This window comes from Rhizobium sp. N621 (genome assembly GCF_001664325.1).
GTDB lineage: Bacteria > Pseudomonadota > Alphaproteobacteria > Rhizobiales > Rhizobiaceae > Rhizobium > Rhizobium esperanzae.
This window is the reverse complement of record NZ_CP013495.1, coordinates 3983495-4005033: the sequence shown is the minus strand read 5'-3', so window position 1 is coordinate 4005033 and position 21539 is coordinate 3983495. Positions and strand designations below refer to the sequence as shown.

Annotated in this window: 18 protein-coding genes and 1 riboswitch; of the genes, 10 read left to right on the top strand and 8 right to left on the bottom strand. The window is 61.4% G+C overall.

The features are described 5' to 3' along the window. Nucleotides 1–29 precede the first annotated feature (29 nt). From AMK00_RS19215 to AMK00_RS19205, 3 genes are all read right to left on the bottom strand, one after another. On the bottom strand, nt 30–989 hold the full coding sequence (locus AMK00_RS19215) for a helix-turn-helix domain-containing protein (RefSeq protein ID WP_064811428.1): 960 nt from the start codon (nt 987–989) through the stop codon (nt 30–32). A 182-nt stretch (nt 990–1171) separates the two neighbouring features. Beyond that, nucleotides 1172–2380: a TIGR03862 family flavoprotein gene (locus tag AMK00_RS19210; RefSeq protein ID WP_064811427.1), complete on the bottom strand. Its 1209-nt coding sequence runs from the start codon at nt 2378–2380 to the stop codon at nt 1172–1174. Nucleotides 2381–2451: 71 nt separating this feature from the next. Continuing rightward, a complete protein-coding gene (locus AMK00_RS19205; RefSeq protein WP_064805177.1) occupies nt 2452–2874 on the bottom strand; it encodes a MerR family transcriptional regulator in 423 nt (140 codons plus the stop codon). Between the two features lie 70 nt (nt 2875–2944). On the opposite strand from AMK00_RS19205, the gene AMK00_RS19200 reads away from it, so the two are divergent. The 6 genes from AMK00_RS19200 to AMK00_RS19175 all read left to right on the top strand — a co-directional run bounded on the left by AMK00_RS19200 (nt 2945) and on the right by AMK00_RS19175 (nt 11372). Next, a complete protein-coding gene (locus AMK00_RS19200) occupies nt 2945–5182 on the top strand; it encodes a heavy metal translocating P-type ATPase (protein WP_064811772.1) in 2238 nt (745 codons plus the stop codon). 410 nt (nt 5183–5592) lie between these two features. Continuing rightward, nucleotides 5593–5818, top strand: a riboswitch (cobalamin riboswitch). 263 nt (nt 5819–6081) lie between these two features. Beyond that, a complete protein-coding gene (nrdH, locus tag AMK00_RS19195) occupies nt 6082–6303 on the top strand; it encodes a glutaredoxin-like protein NrdH (RefSeq protein ID WP_064811426.1) in 222 nt (73 codons plus the stop codon). A 13-nt stretch (nt 6304–6316) separates the two neighbouring features. Beyond that, nucleotides 6317–6730, top strand: coding sequence for a class Ib ribonucleoside-diphosphate reductase assembly flavoprotein NrdI (nrdI, locus tag AMK00_RS19190; RefSeq protein ID WP_064811425.1), 414 nt, complete (start codon nt 6317–6319; stop codon nt 6728–6730). Then, nucleotides 6709–8877, top strand: a complete 2169-nt coding sequence (gene nrdE / locus AMK00_RS19185) for a class 1b ribonucleoside-diphosphate reductase subunit alpha (protein ID WP_064811424.1) — start codon at nt 6709–6711, stop codon at nt 8875–8877. Before nrdI ends, nrdE begins: the two co-directional genes overlap by 22 nt. 193 nt (nt 8878–9070) lie before the next feature. Continuing rightward, complete coding sequence (nrdF, locus tag AMK00_RS19180) at nt 9071–10045, top strand: class 1b ribonucleoside-diphosphate reductase subunit beta (protein ID WP_064811423.1); 975 nt, start codon at nt 9071–9073, stop codon at nt 10043–10045. A 103-nt stretch (nt 10046–10148) separates the two neighbouring features. Continuing rightward, the gene (locus tag AMK00_RS19175; protein ID WP_064811422.1) at nt 10149–11372 is read left to right on the top strand and encodes an adenylate/guanylate cyclase domain-containing protein; all 1224 of its coding nucleotides are present in this window, start codon (nt 10149–10151) and stop codon (nt 11370–11372) included. Between the two features lie 108 nt (nt 11373–11480). Here AMK00_RS19175 and queE read toward each other — a convergent pair whose 3' ends face one another. The 4 genes from queE to AMK00_RS19155 form a co-directional block, all read right to left on the bottom strand. Continuing rightward, on the bottom strand, nt 11481–12209 hold the full coding sequence (queE, locus tag AMK00_RS19170; protein WP_064811421.1) for a 7-carboxy-7-deazaguanine synthase QueE: 729 nt from the start codon (nt 12207–12209) through the stop codon (nt 11481–11483). Next, complete coding sequence (gene queD / locus AMK00_RS19165) at nt 12206–12562, bottom strand: 6-carboxytetrahydropterin synthase QueD (RefSeq protein ID WP_064805162.1); 357 nt, start codon at nt 12560–12562, stop codon at nt 12206–12208. Before queD ends, queE begins: the two co-directional genes overlap by 4 nt. Then, the gene (gene queC / locus AMK00_RS19160; RefSeq protein ID WP_064811420.1) at nt 12562–13272 is read right to left on the bottom strand and encodes a 7-cyano-7-deazaguanine synthase QueC; all 711 of its coding nucleotides are present in this window, start codon (nt 13270–13272) and stop codon (nt 12562–12564) included. Before queC ends, queD begins: the two co-directional genes overlap by 1 nt. 115 nt (nt 13273–13387) lie before the next feature. After that, the gene (locus AMK00_RS19155; protein WP_064811419.1) at nt 13388–14440 is read right to left on the bottom strand and encodes a LacI family transcriptional regulator; all 1053 of its coding nucleotides are present in this window, start codon (nt 14438–14440) and stop codon (nt 13388–13390) included. 307 nt (nt 14441–14747) lie between these two features. On the opposite strand from AMK00_RS19155, the gene AMK00_RS19150 reads away from it, so the two are divergent. The 4 genes from AMK00_RS19150 to AMK00_RS19135 all read left to right on the top strand — a co-directional run bounded on the left by AMK00_RS19150 (nt 14748) and on the right by AMK00_RS19135 (nt 19163). Beyond that, nucleotides 14748–16007, top strand: a complete 1260-nt coding sequence (locus tag AMK00_RS19150) for an ABC transporter substrate-binding protein (RefSeq protein ID WP_064811418.1) — start codon at nt 14748–14750, stop codon at nt 16005–16007. Between the two features lie 115 nt (nt 16008–16122). After that, on the top strand, nt 16123–17076 hold the full coding sequence (locus AMK00_RS19145) for a carbohydrate ABC transporter permease (protein ID WP_064811771.1): 954 nt from the start codon (nt 16123–16125) through the stop codon (nt 17074–17076). Beyond that, the gene (locus AMK00_RS19140; protein WP_064810146.1) at nt 17073–18044 is read left to right on the top strand and encodes a carbohydrate ABC transporter permease; all 972 of its coding nucleotides are present in this window, start codon (nt 17073–17075) and stop codon (nt 18042–18044) included. Before AMK00_RS19145 ends, AMK00_RS19140 begins: the two co-directional genes overlap by 4 nt. A 3-nt stretch (nt 18045–18047) precedes the next feature. Beyond that, nucleotides 18048–19163: an ABC transporter ATP-binding protein gene (locus AMK00_RS19135; RefSeq protein ID WP_064805151.1), complete on the top strand. Its 1116-nt coding sequence runs from the start codon at nt 18048–18050 to the stop codon at nt 19161–19163. Between the two features lie 75 nt (nt 19164–19238). On the opposite strand, the gene AMK00_RS19130 is transcribed toward AMK00_RS19135, so the two are convergent. Then, nucleotides 19239–21485: a glycoside hydrolase family 2 protein gene (locus tag AMK00_RS19130; RefSeq protein WP_064811417.1), complete on the bottom strand. Its 2247-nt coding sequence runs from the start codon at nt 21483–21485 to the stop codon at nt 19239–19241. Nucleotides 21486–21539 lie beyond the last annotated feature (54 nt).

Below are 21539 nucleotides of genomic sequence, written 5' to 3'. Positions count from 1 at the left end.
GATGTCCTATGGAACCGCCGGAGCCTGATTTAATGCAGGCCTAATTTCTTCATCTTTCGGTGGAGCGTGGCGCGGCTGATCCCGAGGGCGATCGCAGCCTGCGAGACATTGCCGCTGGTGCGCGATAGCGCGCGCAGCAAGGCCGCTTTTTCTGCTTCGACAATCTCTTCCTGTTGTGAGATGGCGGCCTCATGGAGCGCATCGGCGGCGGGGATGCCGGCCGCGATCCGTTTGTCGTCCAATTGTAGCGCGATCCGGGCGGCACGGGTGGCGCCGAGCACGAGATCGTGCCTGTCGACGGCGAGCAGGGCGGCCGCGGAATTGGCGCTCGTGGGGACCATCAGGAAACGGGCGCCGGCAAAGGCCGATCGAAACAGATTTAGCTCGATGCGCATCGCCGCGTCGCGTACGGTCTGCGTGAGGATCGCCAGCGTCATCTCGTTGACCTCGTCGCGGCAGGTCGAGATGTCGAGGGCAGCGGCGAGTTCACCGCGATGATCACGGATCGGGGCCGTCGTGCAACTCAGGCGGATATTCGAGCAGAAGAAATGTTGATCCCGAAAAATGGCGACGGAGCGCTCGTCGGCAAGGGCGGTTCCAATGCCGTTGGTGCCCATGCTCGCCTCGGTCCATACCGACCCGGTCCAGAGGCCAAGATCGTGGAAATCCTTGTCGTCGCCGGCAGAGCCCCGGCGCTCCAGCGCGATGCCCTGCCTGTCCGTCAGAAGAATGCAGCAGCCGGCCCTGCCCACCGTGGTGAAGAGGCGGTCAAGTTCCTCGGTTGCGCCGGCGATCAGCTGTTCGGATTGTTTGCGAGCGTCAAGAAATTCCTGGTCGGTCAGGCGCATCGGCGCGCGCTCGTCCTCGGGGACGAGGCGATGCATGGTCATACACCGCCGCCACGACGCGACGATCGGAGAACTCGCGGCAGCGGAATTCCGTTGCGCAGAGATGTACACATGCTTCGCATGTGCTGACTGTTCCTGCATCTGCTCCTCCCACGGAACTTCAGCATAGTCTGATGGAAAAGCGGCCGGTTTGCAATTGCGCGCCCGGCCATCTCCCCTCTTCGCCCTAGGTGATCAGACGCAGTGCTGAAAAGCTTCAGGGATCGTTGCACGACATCGTGCTCCACGTCATTGATCTAGATCTGGTTCAAAACCATCGATGTTTATCGCGACAGCCAGGCCTCGATGCCGCGCGCCGCCGCCCTGCCGGTCGCAAGGCAGGCGGTGAGGAGATATCCGCCGGTCGGCGCCTCCCAGTCGAGCATCTCGCCGGCGACGAAGGTGCCCGGCAGCGCCTTCAGCATGAAGTCTTCGTCGATGCTGCTCCAGCGGATGCCACCTGCAGAGGAGATCGCCTCGGCGATCGGCCTCGTCTCGAGAACCGGTACCGGCAGAGCCTTGATCACGCCGGCGAGACGTTCGGGGTCGGCTCGGTCGCGGTCCGGCGCGAGTTCGCGCAGCAATGCCGCCTTGACGCCGTCAAGCCCGGCACCCTTGCGCAGGCGGTTTGAGAAGCTCGACTTGGTGTCCTGCCGCGCCAGGTCGCGCGCAAGCCTTTCGATCGGCCGGCCCGGGGCGAGGTCGAGCGTCAGGGTAGCGCTGCCGTGGTGCAGCAGCCGGTCGCGGAGGCTAGCCGCATGGGCGTAGACCAGGCTGCCCTCGATGCCGCTGCCGGTGATGACGAACTCGCCCGGAAAGGTGCCGGCTTCGGATGTGGCGGTGACCGATTTGACGGGCTCGCCGGCGAAATGCGCACTGAAGCTGGCGCTCCAGCCGACGATGAAGCCGCAATTGGCGGGTCGGAAGGCGTCGATCTCGACGCCCCTCTCGGCCAACCAGGGCAGCCAAGCAGCATCCGAGCCGAGGCGCGGCCAACTTGCGCCGCCAAGCGCTAGCAGGGCGGCGTCGCAATGGATGATGCTACGCCCTTCCGGCGTTTCGAAAACATAACCGTCTTCGACGAGGCCGGTCCAGTGGTGGCGGGTGCGAAACGCGACACCCCGTTCTTCCAGCCGTTTGAGCCAGGCACGCAGCAAAGGAGAAGCCTTCATCACCTTCGGGAAAACCCGACCGGAGGAACCGACGAAGGTCTCGGTGCCGAGCCCTGCGGCCCAATCCGTGACATCGCCAGGGGTAAAGGCATCGAGAGCGGGACGAAGACGGGCTGAAGCCGCGCCGAAACGCGTGGCGAAGCGGGCATAGTCCTCGGAATGGGTGATATTGAGGCCCGACTTGCCGGCCAGCAGGAACTTGCGCGCGAAGGTCGGCATGGCGTCGTAGACCGTCACCGCGTGGCCGGAGAGCGACAGCCGCTCGGCAGCCGCAAGGCCCGCCGGGCCGCCGCCGATGATCGCAATCCGTTTCTGGCTCATGATGTCTTCGCCCGATTCTTTCCGGCGCAGTTTTGCCGCGGGCGCCGATCACCTGCAAGGGTGCAGATTTGTCAATGGTGCGAATGCGTGCACTGACCGTGGTCGGCGAGAACCTCGATAACGCGGCATTGATCGACGCGGCCGTGGCCGCAACTCTCCACCATGATTTCGAGCTCTGCCTTAAGCGCCGTCAGGCTGCGGATGCGCTGCTCGACTTCAACGAGGCGAGCCTTGGCGATGGCGTCGGCCGAGGCGCAGGACTGGTTCGGATCATCCTGCAGCGTGAGCAGCGTACGGATCGCCTCGATCTCGAAACCGAGCTCGCGCGCGTGGCGGATGAAAGCGAGGCGGCTGATGTCGGCAGGTTCGAAGGATCGCTGGTTGCCTTCGCTGCGGCTCGGCGCCGCGAGCAGGCCGATGCTTTCGTAATAGCGCACCGTTGGCACCTTCACGCCGCTTCGACGGGCCGCCTCGCCAATCGTGATCTTTTTCATGATTTTTCTCTTGCACCTCTAGTCGCTAGAGGATGTAGGGGGGATGCTTCTGTTTGACAAGGAAGCGGATATGGCTGAGACGAGCGTGACACGATACAGGGTCGGCGGCATGGATTGCGCCGCCTGCGCGAGCAAGATCGACACCGCAGTCAGGCGCATAGCAGGCGTTGCCGATGTCACCGTCTCGGTGGTGACAGGCACCATGATCGTCCGGCATGACGGCAGCAGCGATCTCAAGGCAGTCGAGAGGAAGGTGACGGGGCTTGGTTATTCCGTCTCGCCCTTTACCGGAAATGCGACGCCCGCGCGTGAAGGCCGCCCGCACCATCATCACGATCATGCCGCTCATGGCCATGGAGATCACGACCGTGCCGGGCATGATCACGACCATGCCCATGACGAGAAGGAAATCGAAGGCCTGCATGGGCACGACCATGCGCTGATGACCGGTCCTTGGTGGCGGAGCAGGAAAGGCCGCCTGACCATTTTTTCGGGTGCGGCACTCGTTGTCGCCTATGCCGTCGGCCATCTGGTGCCGGCGATCGCGTCCTATGCCTTCTTGGTCGCGATACTGGTCGGTCTGCTGCCGATTGCGCGGCGAGCCGTCATGGCGGCTTTGTCAGGCACGCCGTTTTCGATCGAGATGCTGATGACGATCGCCGCCGTCGGCGCCGTCGTTATCAATGCGGGCGAGGAAGCGGCAACGGTCGTATTCCTGTTCCTCGTCGGCGAGCTGCTCGAAGGCGTGGCGGCGGGCAGGGCGCGTGAAAGCATCCAGTCGCTGACGGCCCTGGTGCCGAAGACCGCGCTGCTCGAAGACAATGGGCAGATGCGCGAGGTGCCGGCGGAAAGTCTTGCCGTCGGCGCGGTCATCATGGTTCGTCCCGGCGACCGCATCTCTGCCGACGGCGTCATCGTATCAGGCGAGAGCGCGATCGACGAGGCTCCGGTGACGGGCGAGAGCACGCCGGTGCGTAAGGGCGTCGATGCCGTCGTCTATGCCGGTACGGTCAATGGCGATGCGGTGCTCAGGGTTCGCGTCACGGCAGCCGCTGCCGACAATACCATTGCTCGCGTCGTCAAGCTGGTGGAAGAAGCGCAGGAATCGAAGGCGCCGACGGAGCGGTTCATCGATCGGTTTTCGCGCTACTACACGCCAGGTGTCGTCGTCGTCGCCGCACTGGTCGCGGTCATTCCGCCGCTGTTTTTCGGCGGCGCGTGGAGTGAATGGATCTACAAAGGCCTTGCCATCCTGCTGATTGGCTGCCCCTGCGCCCTTGTCATCTCGACGCCGGCGGCGATCGCCGCTTCGCTGTCGGCGGCCGCACGGCGCGGATTGCTGATGAAGGGCGGCGCGGTCCTGGAGACGCTCGGCAAGGTGACGATGGTCGCCTTCGACAAGACGGGCACGCTGACGGAAGGCAAGCCTCGGGTCACCGACATCCTTTCCTTCGGATTGAGCGAGGCGCAGCTCCTGTCGCGCGCGGCTGTGCTCGAGCAGGGCTCCAGCCATCCGCTGGCACTGGCGATTCTCCACCGCGCCAAAGCGGACGGCGTGCCCGTGCCGCCCGCCTTCGAACTGGAAGCGCTGCCGGGCAAGGGTGTCACCGGCAAAGTCGGCGGCGAGACAGTGGATCTCTTGTCGCCGCCTGCCGCACGCGAGCGTGGGGCGCTCAACGCGGAACAGGAGGCGCGTATTGCAGGGCTCAATGATGACGGCAAGAGCGTATCGGTGCTGCTCGTCAATGGCGCTGCGGCCGGCCTGATCGCCATGCGCGACGAGCCGCGCGAGGATGCCGAAGTGGGGCTCTCGGCGCTCAAGGCGGCCGGTGTCAAGGCGATGATGCTGACGGGCGACAACAAGCGGACGGCGGCCGCCGTCGCCGGCATGCTCGGCATCGACTGGCGCGGCGAGATGATGCCCGAGGAAAAGCAGCGGGTCGTCGGTGAATTGAAGCGCGAAGGTTTCGTCGTCGCCAAGGTCGGCGACGGCATCAACGACGCGCCGGCGCTCGCCGCCGCCGACATCGGCATCGCCATGGGTGGCGGCACGGATGTGGCTCTGGAGACGGCCGATGCCGCCGTGCTGCACGGACGCGTCGGCGACGTGGCGCGGATGATCGCGCTTTCCAAGCGCACGATGCGCAATATCTTGCAGAATATCACCATCGCGCTCGGGCTGAAGGCTTTCTTTCTGGTGACCACGATCGCCGGCATTACCGGGCTCTGGCCGGCGATCCTCGCCGATACCGGCGCCACCGTGGTGGTGACGATCAATGCGCTGCGATTGCTTCGGATAAAGGTATGAACCCGACTGGCGGCGGGAAGACTGCCGATTCCGGCCTACCCGGGGAATCGAAAATAGCGGAGCCGGCCATCTGCCGGCTCTCAGTTTGCTGACAAAGTCTCCTCCATCATGTTCCGCCTTGTGCCGAGCATCTAACCACCGCAACTATCAGGCAGGAAAACGGTTTAATTTTCAGATGCTTAATTGGACGTGCGCAGATCCTCGGCACAAGGCCGAGGATGACGTCGCGGGTTGCAGTGCTTTGTCAGCAGCCTAGGAGCCAGCTTGTCGGCCGGTTCACGTCGAGGCCTTCTCCACAGCCTGTTTTCGTTAAGCTTTCGTTATCCCTGTTTTTCACAGGAATACAGCGATTTCAAACCTGCCGTAACGCAATGCACAAACCATCCGTTGACGTGAATTTGGATTCGCGTACTATATCTAGTGTTCGAGGTTCCCTCGATTCGTGAGGATTGAGGGCTAAGACGGGAATACGGTGCGTGGCGCCATCATGGCGCGGCGATGCCGGAGCTGCCCCCGCAACTGTAAGCGGCGAGCAACTGCCCGATTTCAGGTCACTGAGGCATGATGCCTTGGGAAGGCTGGGGCAGAGTGCTTCGACCCGTGAGCCAGGAGACCTGCCTCGAACGAAACGTCCACGGGCGGGGTGTCCGGAAGGTCGCGTCTACGAAGGCGGAATGAATCCGCGTCTGTTGCGCTGCCCCGAACGTCCGCATGAGCACTTCGGGGTTTGAAGTCATGTCGAGAACATCAAGGCCGTCGCCCGCGCACATCCTGCGAGGGATGATATCAGGCGTTTAAAGCGCCAACCTTGCCACATCATTGTCAAGCATTGTCCCGGACGCCGTACGGCGCCCGATCCAGCCCTGCGTCCTGAATCCATTGACATCACGAGGAACATGATGAGCGTTACCGTTTACAGCAAGCCGGCCTGCGTCCAATGCACCGCCACCTACCGCGCCCTCGACCGCCTGGGCGTGGACTATGAAATCGTCGATATTTCCCAGGATGCCGCAGCGCTCGAACGTGTGCGCGGCATGGGCTACATGCAGGTTCCGGTCGTGGTTGCCGGCAGCCAGCATTGGGCGGGTTTCCGACCCGACATGATCAGCGCGCTTTCCTGAGCTGAGAAAAGCGATGGGGCTGATCGTCTATTATTCCAGCCGATCCGGAAATACCCATCGTTTCGTCGAGAAGCTGGGGCTGCGCGCGGCGCGCATTCCCCTTGGCGCTGAGGACATCCATATCCGGGAACCTTATGTGCTGATCTTGCCTACCTATTGCGGCGACGGCGGCCCCGGGATCGTAAAGGGAGCCGTGCCCAAGCCGGTGATCCGCTTCCTCAACGATGCGGAAAACCGCTCCAACATCCGCGGCGTGATTGCCGCGGGCAACAGCAATTTCGGCGAGACCTACGGGCTAGCCGGCGATGTCATCTCGAAGAAGTGCCAGGTGCCGTATCTCTACAGGTTCGAGCTTCTGGGAACGGCCGAGGATGTCGCCAATGTCAAAGACGGGATGGGACGATTTTGGACACGGGAACAAATCTGACGCGGGATGCGGGCGCAAAACCGCTGAAGGCGGCTGAAACGCTCGATTATCACGCGCTGAACGCGATGCTGAACCTCTATGACGATGACGGCAAGATCCAACTCGACAAGGATCGCATGGCGGCCAGGCAATATTTCCTGCAGCATGTGAACCAGAACACCGTGTTTTTTCACAATCTTCGAGAAAAGCTCGATTACCTCGTCACTGAGGGCTATTACGAGCAGGAGGTGCTCGACCAATATTCCTTCAATTTCGTCCGCGACCTTTTCGATCGGGCCTATGCCAGGAAATTCCGTTTTCCCACTTTCCTCGGCGCTTTCAAATATTATACCAGCTACACGCTGAAGACCTTCGACGGAAAGCGTTATCTCGAGCGCTATGAGGACCGCATCTGCATGGTGGCGCTGACCTTGGCGCGGGGCGACGAGGCCCTTGCCCGCGACATGGTCGACGAGATCATTTCCGGCCGTTTCCAGCCGGCGACGCCGACCTTTCTCAATGCCGGCAAGAAGCAGCGCGGCGAACTGGTTTCCTGTTTCCTGCTGCGGGTCGAGGACAATATGGAATCGATCGGCCGGTCGATCAATTCGGCGCTGCAATTGTCGAAGCGCGGCGGCGGCGTGGCGCTGTCGCTGACAAATATCCGTGAGGCCGGCGCGCCGATCAAGCAGATCGAGAACCAGTCGTCGGGTATCATTCCGGTGATGAAGCTGCTCGAAGACAGTTTCTCTTATGCCAACCAGCTCGGTGCCCGTCAGGGAGCCGGCGCCGTTTATCTCAACGCTCATCACCCCGACATTATGCGCTTCCTCGACACCAAGCGCGAAAATGCCGACGAGAAGATCCGCATCAAGACGCTGTCGCTCGGTGTCGTCGTGCCCGACATCACCTTCGAACTCGCGAGAAACAATGAGGATATGTATCTGTTCTCGCCTTACGACGTGGAGCGCGTCTACGGCGTGCCTTTCACGGAGATTTCGGTGACGGAAAAGTACCGGGAGATGGTGGCGGATGCTCGCATCTCGAAGAAGAAGATCAAGGCGCGCGAATTCTTCCAGGTGCTCGCCGAAATTCAGTTCGAGAGTGGTTATCCCTACATCATGTTCGAGGACACGGTGAACCGGGCGAACCCGATTGCCGGGCGCATTTCGATGAGCAATCTCTGCTCCGAGATCCTGCAGGTCAGCGAGGCAAGCGAATACAATGACGACCTCTCCTACAAGCATCTCGGCAAGGATATTTCCTGCAATCTTGGCTCGCTGAACATTGCCGCAGCCATGGATTCCGCCGATTTCGGCAAGACGATCGAGACCTCGATCCGGGCGCTGACGGCCGTTTCCGACATGAGCCATATTGCCTCGGTGCCGTCGATCGAGAAGGGCAATGACGAGAGCCATGCGATCGGGCTCGGCCAGATGAACCTGCACGGCTATCTCGCCCGCGAGCGCATCTTCTACGGTTCGGAGGAAGGCGTCGATTTCACCAACATCTATTTCTATACGGTGACCTATCACGCGATCCGCGCCTCGAACCTGCTGGCGGTCGAACGCGGCACAAGCTTCAAGGGCTTCGAAAATTCGAAATATGCCTGCGGCGACTATTTCGACAAATACACCGAGCAGGAATGGAAGCCGGCGACCGAGAAGGTGCAGGCGCTGTTCGACAAATCAGGAATTCATATTCCGACACAGGACGATTGGGCGGAGTTGAAGACGGCTGTCATGGCGTCCGGGCTCTATAACCAGAACCTGCAGGCGGTTCCGCCGACGGGCTCGATCTCCTATATCAACCACTCGACCTCCTCGATCCATCCGATCGTCTCGAAAATCGAGATCCGCAAGGAAGGCAAGATCGGCCGGGTCTATTATCCGGCCCCGTTCATGACCAACGACAATCTCGATTATTATCAGGACGCCTACGAGATCGGGGCGGAGAAGATCATCGATACCTATGCGGCGGCGACCCAGCATGTCGACCAGGGCCTGTCGCTGACCCTGTTCTTCCGCGACACGGCGACGACGCGCGATATCAACAAGGCGCAGATTTACGCCTGGAAGAAGGGCATCAAGACGATCTACTACATCCGCCTTCGCCAGATGGCGCTTTCGGGTACGGAAGTGCAGGGGTGTGTGTCGTGTACGTTGTGATTTGATTTCGCTTCTGAGGATTTGCCCCTCATTCTAACCCTCTCCCCGTAAAAACGGGGAGAGGGGACGTGCCAAACGCAGTGTCGAGGATTGACGAAGCCGATGCGGCATATCCTTCGCCCCGCAGGCGGGGAGAAGGTGCCGGCAGGCGGATGAGGGGCAAATCCGGACGCATTCCTCAAGAGGGACCACAATGAACATGCAACTGAAGCCAGCCTCCCGCGTGCGCGCCATCAATTGGAACCGCATCGAGGACGACAAGGATCTCGAAGTCTGGAACCGGTTGACCGGCAATTTCTGGCTGCCGGAGAAGGTGCCGCTGTCCAATGACATTCCCTCCTGGGCGACGCTGACGGCGGCCGAGCAGCAGCTGACAATTCGCGTCTTCACCGGCCTGACGCTGCTCGACACGATCCAGAACGGCGTCGGCTCCATCAGGCTGATGGAGGATGCGGCGACACCGCATGAGGAGGCAGTGCTATCCAATGTCTCCTTCATGGAGGCGGTGCATGCGCGCTCCTATTCCTCAATCTTCTCGACGCTGTGCTCGACGCCCGATGTCGCCGATGCCTATCGCTGGTCGGAGGAGAACGAATTCCTGCAGCGCAAATCGGCGCTGATCATCGAGCAGTATCGCTCCGGCGATCCCCTGAAGAAGAAGGTCGCCAGTGTCTTCCTCGAAAGCTTCCTGTTCTATTCCGGCTTCTACCTGCCGATGTACTGGTCGAGCCGCGCCAAGCTCACCAATACGGCCGACATGATCCGGCTGATCATCCGGGACGAGGCGGTGCACGGTTATTATATCGGCTACAAGTTCCAGCGCGGCCTTGAAACGCTCTCCGAAGAGCGCCGGCTGGAGATCAAGGATTTCGCTTTCGACCTCTTGCTCGAACTCTACGACAACGAGGCGCGATATACCGAAGCGCTCTATGACGGCGTCGGGCTGAGCGAAGACGTCAAGAAGTTCCTGCATTACAACGCCAACAAGGCGTTGATGAACCTCGGCTACGAGGCGCTGTTCCCGGCCGAAGCCTGCAAGGTCAATCCGGCGATCCTTTCGGCATTGTCGCCGAATGCCGACGAGAACCACGACTTTTTCTCAGGCTCCGGGTCTTCCTATGTCATCGGCAAGGCAATGGCCACCGAGGATGAAGACTGGGATTTTTGAGACTTGATCGCAGTTTCCCCTTATCATTTGCCTGCCTGTCGACCACATACAGCGGAAATCGGATCCGGCTTTTGCCGGTGACGCGGCGTAACGGGAGTTTTTGATGTCGTCTTTTCCAAACAAGGTCGGGAGTGCCGTTGAGGCGGAGGAGGGTGTCTGGCCGATCCGCAGGAGACGGATTCTCGACTGGCTGGTGAACGAGACGCGCGGCGAGCGCTTCATCGACAATATCCTGGTCGAGATGTGCGGCAAGCTGCTTTCGGCAGGGGTGCCGGTGACGCGGGCGACGCTGCATTTCCGCACGAACCATCCGCAATGGATCGGCGCCCGCATCCTGTGGAAGGAAGGTCTGGCGGAGGCCAAGATCGACACATTCGCCTATGGCATCGAAAACACGCCGGAGTTTCTGAACAGTCCGATCAATGCGATCCATCAGGGTGCCGAGGAGCTGCGCAAACGGCTGGAAGGCGCAGCCGACGGCGACCTGGATTCATTCTATCAGGAACTGCATGACGACGGCCTGACCGAATATATCGCTTGGCCGATCGAACACACCTTCGGCAAACGGCATGTCGTGACATTTTCCACCTGCCGGCCGGGCGGTTTTGCGAGCGAACATGTCGATTTCCTGCGCGATCTCCTGCCGGCCCTGACCCTCGTCAGCGAAATCAGGCTGAAGAACATCATGGCGCGCACGCTGCTGCAGACCTATGTCGGTCCGCATGCGAGCGAGCAGATCCTGTCGGGTGTCACGACCCGCGGCAGCGGCGCGACCGTCGGCGCAGCCATCATGATCTGCGACCTGCGCGATTTCACGGCGATCTCGGATCTCTGGCCGCGCGACGACGTTATCCATCTTCTGAATGATTATTTCGATGCCATGTCGGACCCGATCGAACGGCATGGCGGGGAAATCCTGAAGTTCATGGGAGACGGGCTGCTGGCGATCTTCCCATTGGCCAAGAAAACGGCCTGCCTCGATCTGCTGGAGGCGATCCGCGAGGGGCAGGCGTCGATGGCCAAGCTGAACGAGGAGCACCTGCGCACGGGACGCGAACCGCTACGCTACGGGGTCGGTGTGCATGTCGGCGACGTCATGTACGGCAATATCGGCTCTCGCCGACGGCTGGATTTCACCGTCATCGGCCCGGCGGTCAATGTCGCCTCGCGGCTGGAAAGCCTGACCAAGGAGGTCAAGCGTCCGGTACTCTTGTCGCGTGCCTTCGTCGAAATGGCAGGCTGCGCGAAAGACATGGACAGTCTCGGCACCTTCCCGCTGCGCGGGCTCGGAGAACCTGTCGATGTCTTTGCTTTCCCGGAGCGGTAGAGCATGTCGCGCAAAAGTGCGCAGTGGTTTTACGACAACGAACTGCGTAAAAACAAAGACCTAAAGCGTGGAGCGAATCTGAAAGATCGCGACACGCTTTAGGCGGGCTCAGACGCCGCGCTTGTTTCCCCACAGCAGCACGTGCAGTTGCGGCAGCACGCGTGGCGCAAACCATCCGTCGGCCGTCACCTTCTCGACAAGCCAATGCATGCGATCCATCACGCCGTCGATATCGATGCGCGCGTCATCGTCTTCGGGTGGGGGCGGCGTGTGATTGCCCGGCTGAAGGTACAAGGGAATATAGGGGTAGCGCTGGCCCACCTCTCGGGCGAAAGCATAATCGGGATCGTCGAAGACGACGACTTTCAGCACGATCTCCGGCCCGCCGGCTGAAAGCCGTAGACAGTCGTCGATCTCCCCCCACTCGGTTTGCATTCCGCTCGACGGCGGCTTGGGACTCAAGACCAGGACATCGAGATCGCGAAACCAGTTCCGCGCCACACTTCCCTGCGTTTCCAGCGCGAAGCGGTATCCCTTGGCATGACCGAGTTCGATCAGCGGCCCCAGGGGCTGGATCGCCGGATTGCCTCCGGAAAGGGAAACCGTCAGCGGTCTGCTTCCGGAAAGTCTTGTGACCTCCTGCCAGATCGCCTCGACAGACATCGGCATCCATTGATCCCGGAACACGCTATCGACTGCATGAAGGCTATCGCACCAGGAGCAGCGGTAATCGCAGCCGCCCGTCCTGACGAATACCGTCGGCAGCCCGATCAATGCGCCTTCGCCCTGTATGGTCGGGCCGAAGATCTCGCTGACGCGGATGGTCTCCGCGCTCATGGCCGGTACTCCGCCCAGGTTTTCGGCGTTTCGCTGACGCGGACGGACGAAGTCTCGGGAAAGCGCTGCTTGCACCAGTCGTAGAAATGCCTGGCCAGGAACTCGGAGGTGACTTTCGAATGACCGAACACGTCGTTCAGATGCCGATGATCGAGGGTCTCGTCGATATAGCGCTTGAGCGGCGAGAGGTCGTGATAGTCACGCACGAAGCCATCGTCATTCAGGGTTTCTGCAGAAAGCTCGACTATGACGACATAGTTGTGGCCATGGAGCCGGGCACATTGATGATCGGCCGGCAGGTGGTCCAGCTGATGCGAAGCGGACAGGTGAAACTCCTTGGTGATGCGGTACATCAACGCACCTCCGCGGCTGAATATTGCGACACCGCCGCTTTCCAGAAATCCCGGTCTTCGTATTCCGTCGGATCGGAAATGCCGGCGAGATGGAAAGCCTCGCGCCGTTCGACGCAGGTGCCGCAGCGTCCGCAATGAAGACTGCCGCCCTTGTAGCAGGACCATGTTTCCGCAAACGGTGTCGCATGTTTCGCGCCGTCGGCCACGATCGCCGCTTTGGGAACATCGACATAGGGTGCAAGCAGTCTGACGCTGGCATAACCGTCCAGCGCTTCGTTCTGCATGTGCTGGAAAGCATCGATAAAGCCCGGCCGGCAGTCGGGATAGATGAAGTGGTCGCCACCGTGCACGGCGACGGCGACCGCATCCGCCTTTTGCGCGGCCGCCAGGCCGAAGGCGATCGCCAGCATGATGGCGTTGCGGTTGGGCACCACGGTGGCCTTCATGGTTTCCTCGGCGTAATGGCCGTCCGGAACGTCGACATTGTCGGTCAGGGCCGATCCGCTGAGATGGCCGCCGATGGCGGCGATGTCGATGATATGATGGGGGACGGCAAGGCGCGCGGCGCATTTGGCGGCGAAGTCGAGTTCCTTGCGATGCCGCTGGCCGTAATCGAAGGAGACGAGACCGATAAGCTGCTCTTCCGCTGCCATTCTGTGGGCAAGCGAAACGGAGTCGAGTCCGCCGGAGCAGACGACGATAGTTCTCATATTTTGGATTCCCTTGTTTTGACCGGGTGGGCTGCGACCGGATTACGCGGTGCTTTTAAGTCAAATCACGCGCCATGAAAACAGTTTTAATATGACCGCCCTTCGATCCGGCGGGCTAACCGATCGGAAAGTTGATCTGCGGCGACAGCAGGAGGTGCAGATCCTCGGCGTCGGGGTTGTTAATGCGCTGCAGCAGTATGCGGCCGAGATCCTCTCCCGCCGCCGTCAGGTCCTCATGGATCGTGTCGACCTTAGGCTGCAATTGGGTGAGAAGGCGGGATGTCTCCTTGGCGACGATATCATAGTCGGCGGCGAGTGTGCGGCCGGCATCGCTCATGCCGCTGATGACGGCAAGCGCCGAAACTTCGCCGGGGCAGACGAAACCATCGGGAGCCCCCGGGGCGGCGGCGCGGCTGCGGATGAAGTCGCGCAACACATCCGCCGGAGTGTCGAGATCGACGATCTCGGGCACTTCGTATGCGATGCCGGCCTCGCGCACCGCCGTCATGAAACCGTGCAGGATATGCTGGCAGAAGGTCAGCCGCTTCGGCGGCATGATCACCGCCACTTTTGTCCGGCCCTTCGTGATCAGCCGGCGGGTGGCTTCATAGGCAAAGGTGAAATTGTCGTAGTCGACATAGGGATGCGGTGTCGAAAATTCGGTGCGGCCGTGACAGATGAAGGGAAAGCCGGCTTCGAGCAGCAGGCGGACGCGGGCATCGAGCGGCTCGGTCCGCGTGAAGATCAGCCCGTCGGCAAGGTGGTTGCGGATGATGTATTCGGCAGCTTCGGCGTTGGTCGTCGACAGGAAGTTCGGGGCGACGACAAGATGGTAGGGCGTCTCTTTCAGCGCCTTGGCGATGCCGTACATGATCGAGGTGGTGAAGCCGACCACCTCCTCGTGTGGATCGAGCAAGATGGCGACGACGTTGGTGCGGCCGGTCTTCAGACGCTGGGCGGCACGATCCGGGAGATAGCCGATCTCGCGGGCAATGCGGTGCACGCGCTGGCGGGTTTCAAGAGAGATCTGCGGCGCATCGGAGAGCGCCCTCGACACGGTTGTCACCGCAAGGCCGGCGATCGTGGCGATCGTTCGCAAGGTCGGCTTGCCGCGCTTGTGCGTGATATCGAGATTTTCGCCGCGATGCGGCCGGGACGGTTCGGTCACTCTAGGCTTTCCATGCTGGAATTGCCGATACAATAACACGATGACTCGGGCGAGCAATCTGGGAATGAAAACGTTTTAAATTTTAACGCTTTATTATCCAATTGGATTATTTGAATGTAATTCAATAGGTTATGGGAGTAATCATATTTTTCTCGAGAGTCGAGAAAGGGCTTGACGTCCAAAGGCTTATAACGTTTTAAATTGTTAACCGCGCGGAGGAGCGCGGTTTCATGCCCACCGCTGCAATGGCGGGATGCATCTGGTGGCGGGGAGGATCCTGCCGCCGATTTCAAACGGGAGGAAATTCATGCGCAAGTTCATGAGCTCGGCAGCGGTTGCTGTCGTGATGCTGGCTGGTTTGGGTGCGGCGCAGGCTGCCGACGTCAAGGAAGTGCAGATGCTGCACTGGTGGACGTCTGGCGGCGAAGCGGCTGCCTTGAACGTCCTGAAGCAGGATCTGTCGAAGGAAGGCTTTGCCTGGAAGGACGTGCCGGTTGCCGGCGGCGGCGGTGATGCGGCGATGACGGCGCTGAAGGCGATGGTTGCGGCCGGTACTTATCCGACGGCCTCGCAGATGCTGGGCTACACCGTGCTCGATTATGCCCAGGCCGGCGTGATGGGTGACCTGACCGAGACGGCCAAGAAGGAAGGCTGGGACAAGTCGGTGCCGGCAGCGCTGCAGAAGTTCTCCGTCTATGACGGCAAGTGGGTCGCAGCCCCGGTCAACGTCCATTCGGTCAACTGGCTGTGGATCAACAAGGCTGTCATGGACAAGATCGGCGGCAGCCAGCCGAAGACCTTCGACGATCTGATCGCCCTGCTCGACAAGGCGAAGGCTGCCGGCGTCATCCCCTTGGCGCTCGGCGGCCAGAACTGGCAGGAAGCGACGATGTTCGATTCGATCGTGCTGTCGACCGGCGGCCCGGAATTCTACAAGAAGGCCTTCAACGACCTCGACGAGGCGTCGCTGAAGTCGGAGACGATGAAGAAGTCCTTCGACAACCTTGCCAAGATCGTCAAATATGTCGATCCGAACTTCTCCGGCCGCGACTGGAACCTGGCGACGGCCATGGTCATCAAGGGTGACGCGCTGGTGCAGGTGATGGGCGACTGGGCCAAGGGCGAATTCGTCGCCGCCAAGAAGACGCCGGATAAAGACTTCCTGTGTTACCGCTTCCCCGGCACCGAAGGCAGCGTCATCTACAACTCCGACATGTTCGGCATGTTCAACGTCCCTAAAGACCGCAAGGCGGCGCAGGTGGCGCTGGCAACGGCAACGCTGTCGAAGAGCTTCCAGTCGGCCTTCAACGTCGTCAAGGGCTCGGTTCCGGCCCGCACCGACGTTCCCGACACCGACTTCGACGCCTGCGGCAAGAAGGGCATTGCCGACCTGAAGGCCGCCAATGAGGGCGGCACGCTGTTCGGTTCGCTGGCCCAGGGTTACGGCGCGCCTCCGGCGATCGCCAATGCCTATAAGGACGTCGTCTCGAAGTTCGTCCACGGCCAGATCAAGAGTTCCGACGAAGCCGTCACCCAGCTCGTCCAGGCAATCGACGACGCCCGCTGAGGGTCGTCGATGACAAATGCTTCCCCGCGTGATCTCGCGGGGAAGCTTCAGGCTCCGCGCCGATCATGCGGAGACGATCGGCAAGACCGATCCTGCGGGAAGGGAGACGATATCCATGAGCACAGTTGCCACCACCGATCCGGTTCTGACCCCCGGGCGATCGACACCGATCTCGCTCAGAGGCCGGCTGCAGGATGCGCTGCCGAAGATCGTGCTGGCGCCGAGCTTCGTCATCACCCTGGTCTTCGTCTACGGCTTCATCGTCTGGACGGCCTATCTGTCCTTCACCAATTCCAAGACCTTCCCCTCTTATGCCCTGACCGGGGCGCGCGCCTATCAGCGGCTGTGGCGCTGGACCTTCGAGAGCGATCCGCCGTCGTCCTGGTACACCTCGATCACCAACATGGCGATCTTCGGCTTTCTCTATGTCGGCATCTGTTTGAGCCTCGGCCTGCTGCTTGCCATCCTGCTCGACCAGAAGATCCGCGGCGAGGGGCTGTTGCGGCCGATCTTCCTCTATCCGATGGCGCTCTCCTTCATTGTGACAGGGGTGGCCTGGAAGTGGTTCCTCGATCCCGGCCTCGGGCTGGAGCAGACGCTGCACCACTTCGGCTGGACGAGCTTCCACTTCGACTGGATCAAGAACAAGGACTTCGTCATCTATACCGTCGTCATCGCCGGCGTCTGGCAGGCCTCGGGCTTCGTCATGGCGATGTTTCTGGCCGGGCTTCGCGGCATCGACGGCGAGATCATGAAGGCGGCGCAGATCGACGGCGCCTCGCCCTTCCAGCTTTATCGGCGCATCGTCATTCCGCTGTTGCGGCCGATCTTTCTGTCGGCCTTCATCGTGCTCGCCCATATGGCGATCAAGTCCTACGACCTGGTGGTGGCGCTGACCTCGGGCGGGCCGGGCGGCTCGGCCTGGCTGCCGTCCAACTTCATGTATGAATATACCTTCAAGCGCAACGAGATGGCCGTCGGCTCGGCCAGCGCCATCATCATGCTGATGACGATCTCGGCGATCATCGTTCCCTATCTCTATTCCGAACTGAAGGAGAAGGCGCGATGAGCAGCGTGACCTCTTCCATCGGCACCTCGACCGCAATGCTTTCGCAGAGCGGCGATAGCAGGACTAACAGCGCCCGCTGGATCGGCCGACTGGTCATCTACGGCCTGCTGGTGATCTTCGCCATCCTCTACCTGATGCCGCTCTTCGTCATGCTCGTGACCTCGTTCAAGACGATGGACGAGATCCAGGGCGGCAACATGCTGGCGCTGCCGGCGGCCCCGACCTTCGATCCCTGGATCAAGGCCTGGGGCGAGGCCTGCGTCGGGCTGACCTGCGCCGGCATCAAGGGCTACTTCTGGAACTCGATCAAGATGGTGGTGCCGGCGGTGGCGATCTCCACGATCATGGGGGCGCTGAACGGTTATATCCTGACCAAATGGCGCTTCCCCGGCCATACGCTGGTGTTCGGGCTGATGCTGTTTGCCTGTTTCATCCCGTTCCAGTCGGTACTGCTGCCGATGGCGACGATCCTCGGCTCGCTCGGCCGCTTCGGCGTGACGCTGCAGAACGCCACCGGCCTTTCCTTCGGCTTCGGCAATTCGACCGTCAATCTGGTCTTCGTCCATGTCGTCTACGGCCTCGGCTTCACCACGCTGTTCTTCCGCAATTTCTACGAGGCGTTTCCGACCGAACTGGTCCGCGCCGCCCAGGTCGACGGCGCCAGCTTCTTCCAGATCTTCCGCCGCATCATGCTGCCGAACTCGCTGCCGATCATCGTCGTCACCGTCATCTACCAGTTCACCAATATCTGGAACGACTTCCTGTTTGCCTCGGCCTATGCCGGCACCGGTGACTCCATGCCGATGACGGTGGCGCTCAACAATGTCGTCAACACCTCGACCGGGGTGGTCGAATACAATGTCAACATGGCCGCGGCGATGATCGCGGCCGTTCCGACGCTCATCGTCTATATCCTCGCCGGCCGCTACTTCGTGCGCGGTCTGATGGCGGGCGCAGTCAAAGGGTAAGTCATGGCCTTCCTGGAAATCTCCGGTCTCAGAAAGCGCTTCGGTGCCGTCGACATCCTCAAGGGCATCGACATCGAACTCGAAAAGGGCGGCTTCCTCGTGCTGGTCGGCCCCTCCGGCTGCGGCAAGTCGACCCTGCTCAACACCATTGCCGGGCTGGAGACGATCACCTCGGGCGAGATCAGGATCGACGGCCGCGACATCAGCGGCCTGCATCCTTCCAAGCGCGACATCGCCATGGTGTTCCAGTCCTATGCGCTCTATCCGAATATGACGGTGGCGGGCAATATCGCCTTCGGCATGGAGATCCGCGGCGTTCCGAAGGAGGAGCGGGCCAAGGCGATCAAGCAGGTCTCCGACATGCTGCAGATCGGCCATCTGCTCGACCGCAAGCCGAGCCAGCTCTCCGGCGGGCAGCGCCAGCGCGTTGCCATGGGCCGGGCCTTGGTGCGCAATCCGCAGGTCTTCCTGTTCGACGAGCCGCTGTCGAACCTCGATGCCAAGCTGCGGGTCGACATGCGCACCGAGATCAAGCGGCTGCACCAGCGCATGGGCACCACCTTCGTCTATGTCACCCACGACCAGATCGAGGCGATGACGCTGGCGACCAAGATCGCCGTGCTGAAGGACGGGGTGCTGCAGCAGTTCGGCACGCCGGCCGAGATCTATAACAGCCCCGCCAATCTCTTCGTCGCCGACTTCATGGGCTCGCCGGCGATGAACCTGCTCAACGCCACCGTCGAGAACGGTGCGGCCGGGCTGGCCGTCTCGCTCGAGCGGCCGAACGGCGCGCCGCTCAGGCTGCCGGTCGTCTCCGGCAATCACGGCCTGTCTGCCTATGCCGGCAAGCCGGTGATCTTCGGCATCCGCCCCGAAGCCTTGACCGATCCCGACGGCGCCGACCGCAAGGCGCGCTCGCTGACCGAGGACGATTGCCTGATCGAGGTGGTCGAACCGGCCGGCTCCGACACCTTCGCCGTCACCAAACTCGGCGGCAAATCCGTCGTCGCCCGCCTGCGCGCCGATGCCGGCATCGCGCCGGGCCAGAACACTCGCCTTGCCTTCAATCTCGACAAGGCGGTGTTCTTCGATCCGGAAACACAGGCCAGGATTTCGTAAGTGGCGCGCCGCGCGTCTGATAACACGCGGCGCTCTATGCTCTCAGAAAATCGATTTCGATTTTCGGGCTATGCGTTAGGCGACGGCGGTTACGTTGAGGGTCACGGGCGCGAAGCGTTGGGAGACCGCTTCGACGGTAATTTCTCCCACGAGCCCCGTCGCTTCCAGCCAAAAGCCTGATGTGCCGCCCTGCAGCGGCACATTCGTCGGGCCGACGATCCTTGCGGGTCCATGCACCTTCAGCGAAATGCTGTCGTTCATGAAAGGCAGGCGCTGGCCGCACTGGTCGAGGGCGCGGATGATGACGCGGGTGCTGTCGCGTTCGCGAGTCTTCAGTGTCGAGCTGTCGGCGACCATTTCCAATGTCGTCGGCAAGGGATCGGCTGCCAGCTTCAGGCTGGCCACCGCTTCGCCGGCGATATAGCCGGTGAGGGTGCCGTCGATCCATTCCAGGCCCCAGGTGCCAAGCTCATCGGCGGTGAAGTGCCGGTGATCGAGCACAACAGGCGGATGCGGCAGATGCGGATAATTTTCGCGGTCCGGGCCGACGCGCTTGCTGAGCGCGCCATATTGCAGCTCCACCTCGTCACAATTGGTCAGGATGATCAGCGGCAGCACGCCGCCGATATTGCGCTCGCCGCGCGCCCAGAAGGTCGCCGGCTTCATGACGATCTCATCGGAAGGATCGCACTGGCTGATATAGGCAAAGGCCGCGAATTTCGGTTCGCGGAACATGTCCATGACGCCGTGATAGCAGATGCGGTCGCCGGAGCCGAAATCCTTGTGGGTGTTGTAATCGAACATGCACCAGCCGATGGCGCCTGAAATATCCGGATCGCCGTAGGCGGCGTTCAGCACTTCCAGGTGACGGCGCACATGCTCGGCCTGGCGCTGCTCCTGATCGTAGATCTTGGTCGGGTGCATATGGCCGTTAAACTCGGTGATGAGGTACGGCACCTTGTGCGACAGTCCGGTGTTTTCCTGCTGGCCGCGCAGGACGGTGCGGGGTCGGTTGGCGCCCGGCAGCTCCTCGTTGCCGAGGATGAAATCGTTCATCGTGTAGACGTCTTCAAGCAGCTCGCTGTCCGTGATGTAACGCACGCCGCCGGTCTGGCGGGTGCTGTCGAGTTCGCGGGCCAGCCGGTTGGTCTCGACGTAGAAATCGTGACTGTCCTGGGATTCGTTGATGCGCACGCCCCAGATGATGATCGACGGATGATTCCAGTCCCGCTCGATCATGCGGCGGACGTTCTCGATCGATTCCTTCTGCCAGTCGGCATCGCCGATATGCTGCCAGCCGGGAATCTCCTCGAAGACCAGCAAGCCGATCGCATCGCAACGGTCGAGGAACCATTTCGACTGCGGGTAATGCGAGGTGCGGACGATATTGCACTTCAGCACGCTCTTCATGATGTCGGCGTCGCGCTCCTGGGCGGACCGACCGGCGGCATAACCCACATAGGGGAAGGCCTGGTGGCGATTGAGGCCGCGCAGTTTCAGCGGCTTGCCGTTCAACAGGAAACCTTCCGTCGTGAATTCGGCGGTGCGGAAGCCGAACCGGGTGGAGAGGCGGTCGGAGCCGTGCTCGGTCCTGACTTCGACCGTAACCTCATAGAGCGTCGGGTCGGTGATGTCCCAGAGCGCGATGCCGGTGAGGCCGCCGAAGGAAAGCGTCGTGCGGTCGCCGATCGTTTCGGTCGCTGCGGTGGCGATCACCGTGCCGTCGGCCTGTTTCAGCGCGGCGGTGACGGTCGCCGAGAAGCTGCGGCCCTCGGGGTTGGCGAGATCGACGCGGATGCTTGCCGACTTATGAGGGGCGAGAACGTCAGCCGTTTCGATCTTGAGATTACGGATCGAAACCGGGTCGGTGACCTTCAGCCAGACGTCGCGGTAGATGCCGGCATAGGTCAGATAATCGATGCGGCCGCCGAAGGGCGGGATCTCAGGGTTTTCGCTGCCGTCGATCTTGACGGTCACGAGGTTCTCGCCCTTGAGGAGCTTGCCGGTGAGGCGGGCCTCGAAGGGTGTATAGCCGTCCTTATGGGCGATGATCTCTTCGCCGTTCAGGTAAACGACGCTGTCGGCCATGGCCGCGTCGAAGACGAGGGAAACCTCGCGACCCTCGAATTCCGGCAGCCAGCGCAGCACCTTCTGATAGGTGAAGGCGCGCTGATAGCTCTTCTCATCGAAATAGTTGAAGGGCAGTTCGACAGCGGTGTGGGGCAGGCTGACCGACTTGGCGGCATCGAAGCTTTCGACCAGGCGCTGGCCGAAGCCCTCGTGGAAACTCCAGCCCTCGTTGAAGGAAACGACGGAACGCATCTCAGGCTCTCCCGGTCGTGGCGTCAGGAGCCGTGCGGCGCCCCTTGGTGCGTG

Bases quoted from the DNA above. Each gene is read 5' to 3' on its own strand.
- queD (WP_064805162.1), bottom strand. From the start codon at position 12,562: ATGTACCGCATCACCAAGGAGTTTCACCTGTCCGCTTCGCATCAGCTG.
- AMK00_RS19205 (WP_064805177.1), bottom strand. From the start codon at position 2,874: ATGAAAAAGATCACGATTGGCGAGGCGGCCCGTCGAAGCGGCGTGAAG.
- AMK00_RS19210 (WP_064811427.1), bottom strand. From the start codon at position 2,380: ATGAGCCAGAAACGGATTGCGATCATCGGCGGCGGCCCGGCGGGCCTT.
- nrdF (WP_064811423.1), top strand. From the start codon at position 9,071: ATGAACATGCAACTGAAGCCAGCCTCCCGCGTGCGCGCCATCAATTGG.
- AMK00_RS19135 (WP_064805151.1), top strand. From the start codon at position 18,048: ATGGCCTTCCTGGAAATCTCCGGTCTCAGAAAGCGCTTCGGTGCCGTC.
- queC (WP_064811420.1), bottom strand. From the start codon at position 13,272: ATGAGAACTATCGTCGTCTGCTCCGGCGGACTCGACTCCGTTTCGCTT.
- AMK00_RS19200 (WP_064811772.1), top strand. From the start codon at position 2,945: ATGGCTGAGACGAGCGTGACACGATACAGGGTCGGCGGCATGGATTGC.
- nrdI (WP_064811425.1), top strand. From the start codon at position 6,317: ATGGGGCTGATCGTCTATTATTCCAGCCGATCCGGAAATACCCATCGT.
- AMK00_RS19175 (WP_064811422.1), top strand. From the start codon at position 10,149: ATGTCGTCTTTTCCAAACAAGGTCGGGAGTGCCGTTGAGGCGGAGGAG.
- AMK00_RS19130 (WP_064811417.1), bottom strand. From the start codon at position 21,485: ATGCGTTCCGTCGTTTCCTTCAACGAGGGCTGGAGTTTCCACGAGGGC.
- AMK00_RS19145 (WP_064811771.1), top strand. From the start codon at position 16,123: ATGAGCACAGTTGCCACCACCGATCCGGTTCTGACCCCCGGGCGATCG.
- nrdH (WP_064811426.1), top strand. From the start codon at position 6,082: ATGAGCGTTACCGTTTACAGCAAGCCGGCCTGCGTCCAATGCACCGCC.
- AMK00_RS19140 (WP_064810146.1), top strand. From the start codon at position 17,073: ATGAGCAGCGTGACCTCTTCCATCGGCACCTCGACCGCAATGCTTTCG.
- AMK00_RS19150 (WP_064811418.1), top strand. From the start codon at position 14,748: ATGCGCAAGTTCATGAGCTCGGCAGCGGTTGCTGTCGTGATGCTGGCT.
- queE (WP_064811421.1), bottom strand. From the start codon at position 12,209: ATGAGCGCGGAGACCATCCGCGTCAGCGAGATCTTCGGCCCGACCATA.
- AMK00_RS19215 (WP_064811428.1), bottom strand. From the start codon at position 989: ATGCAGGAACAGTCAGCACATGCGAAGCATGTGTACATCTCTGCGCAA.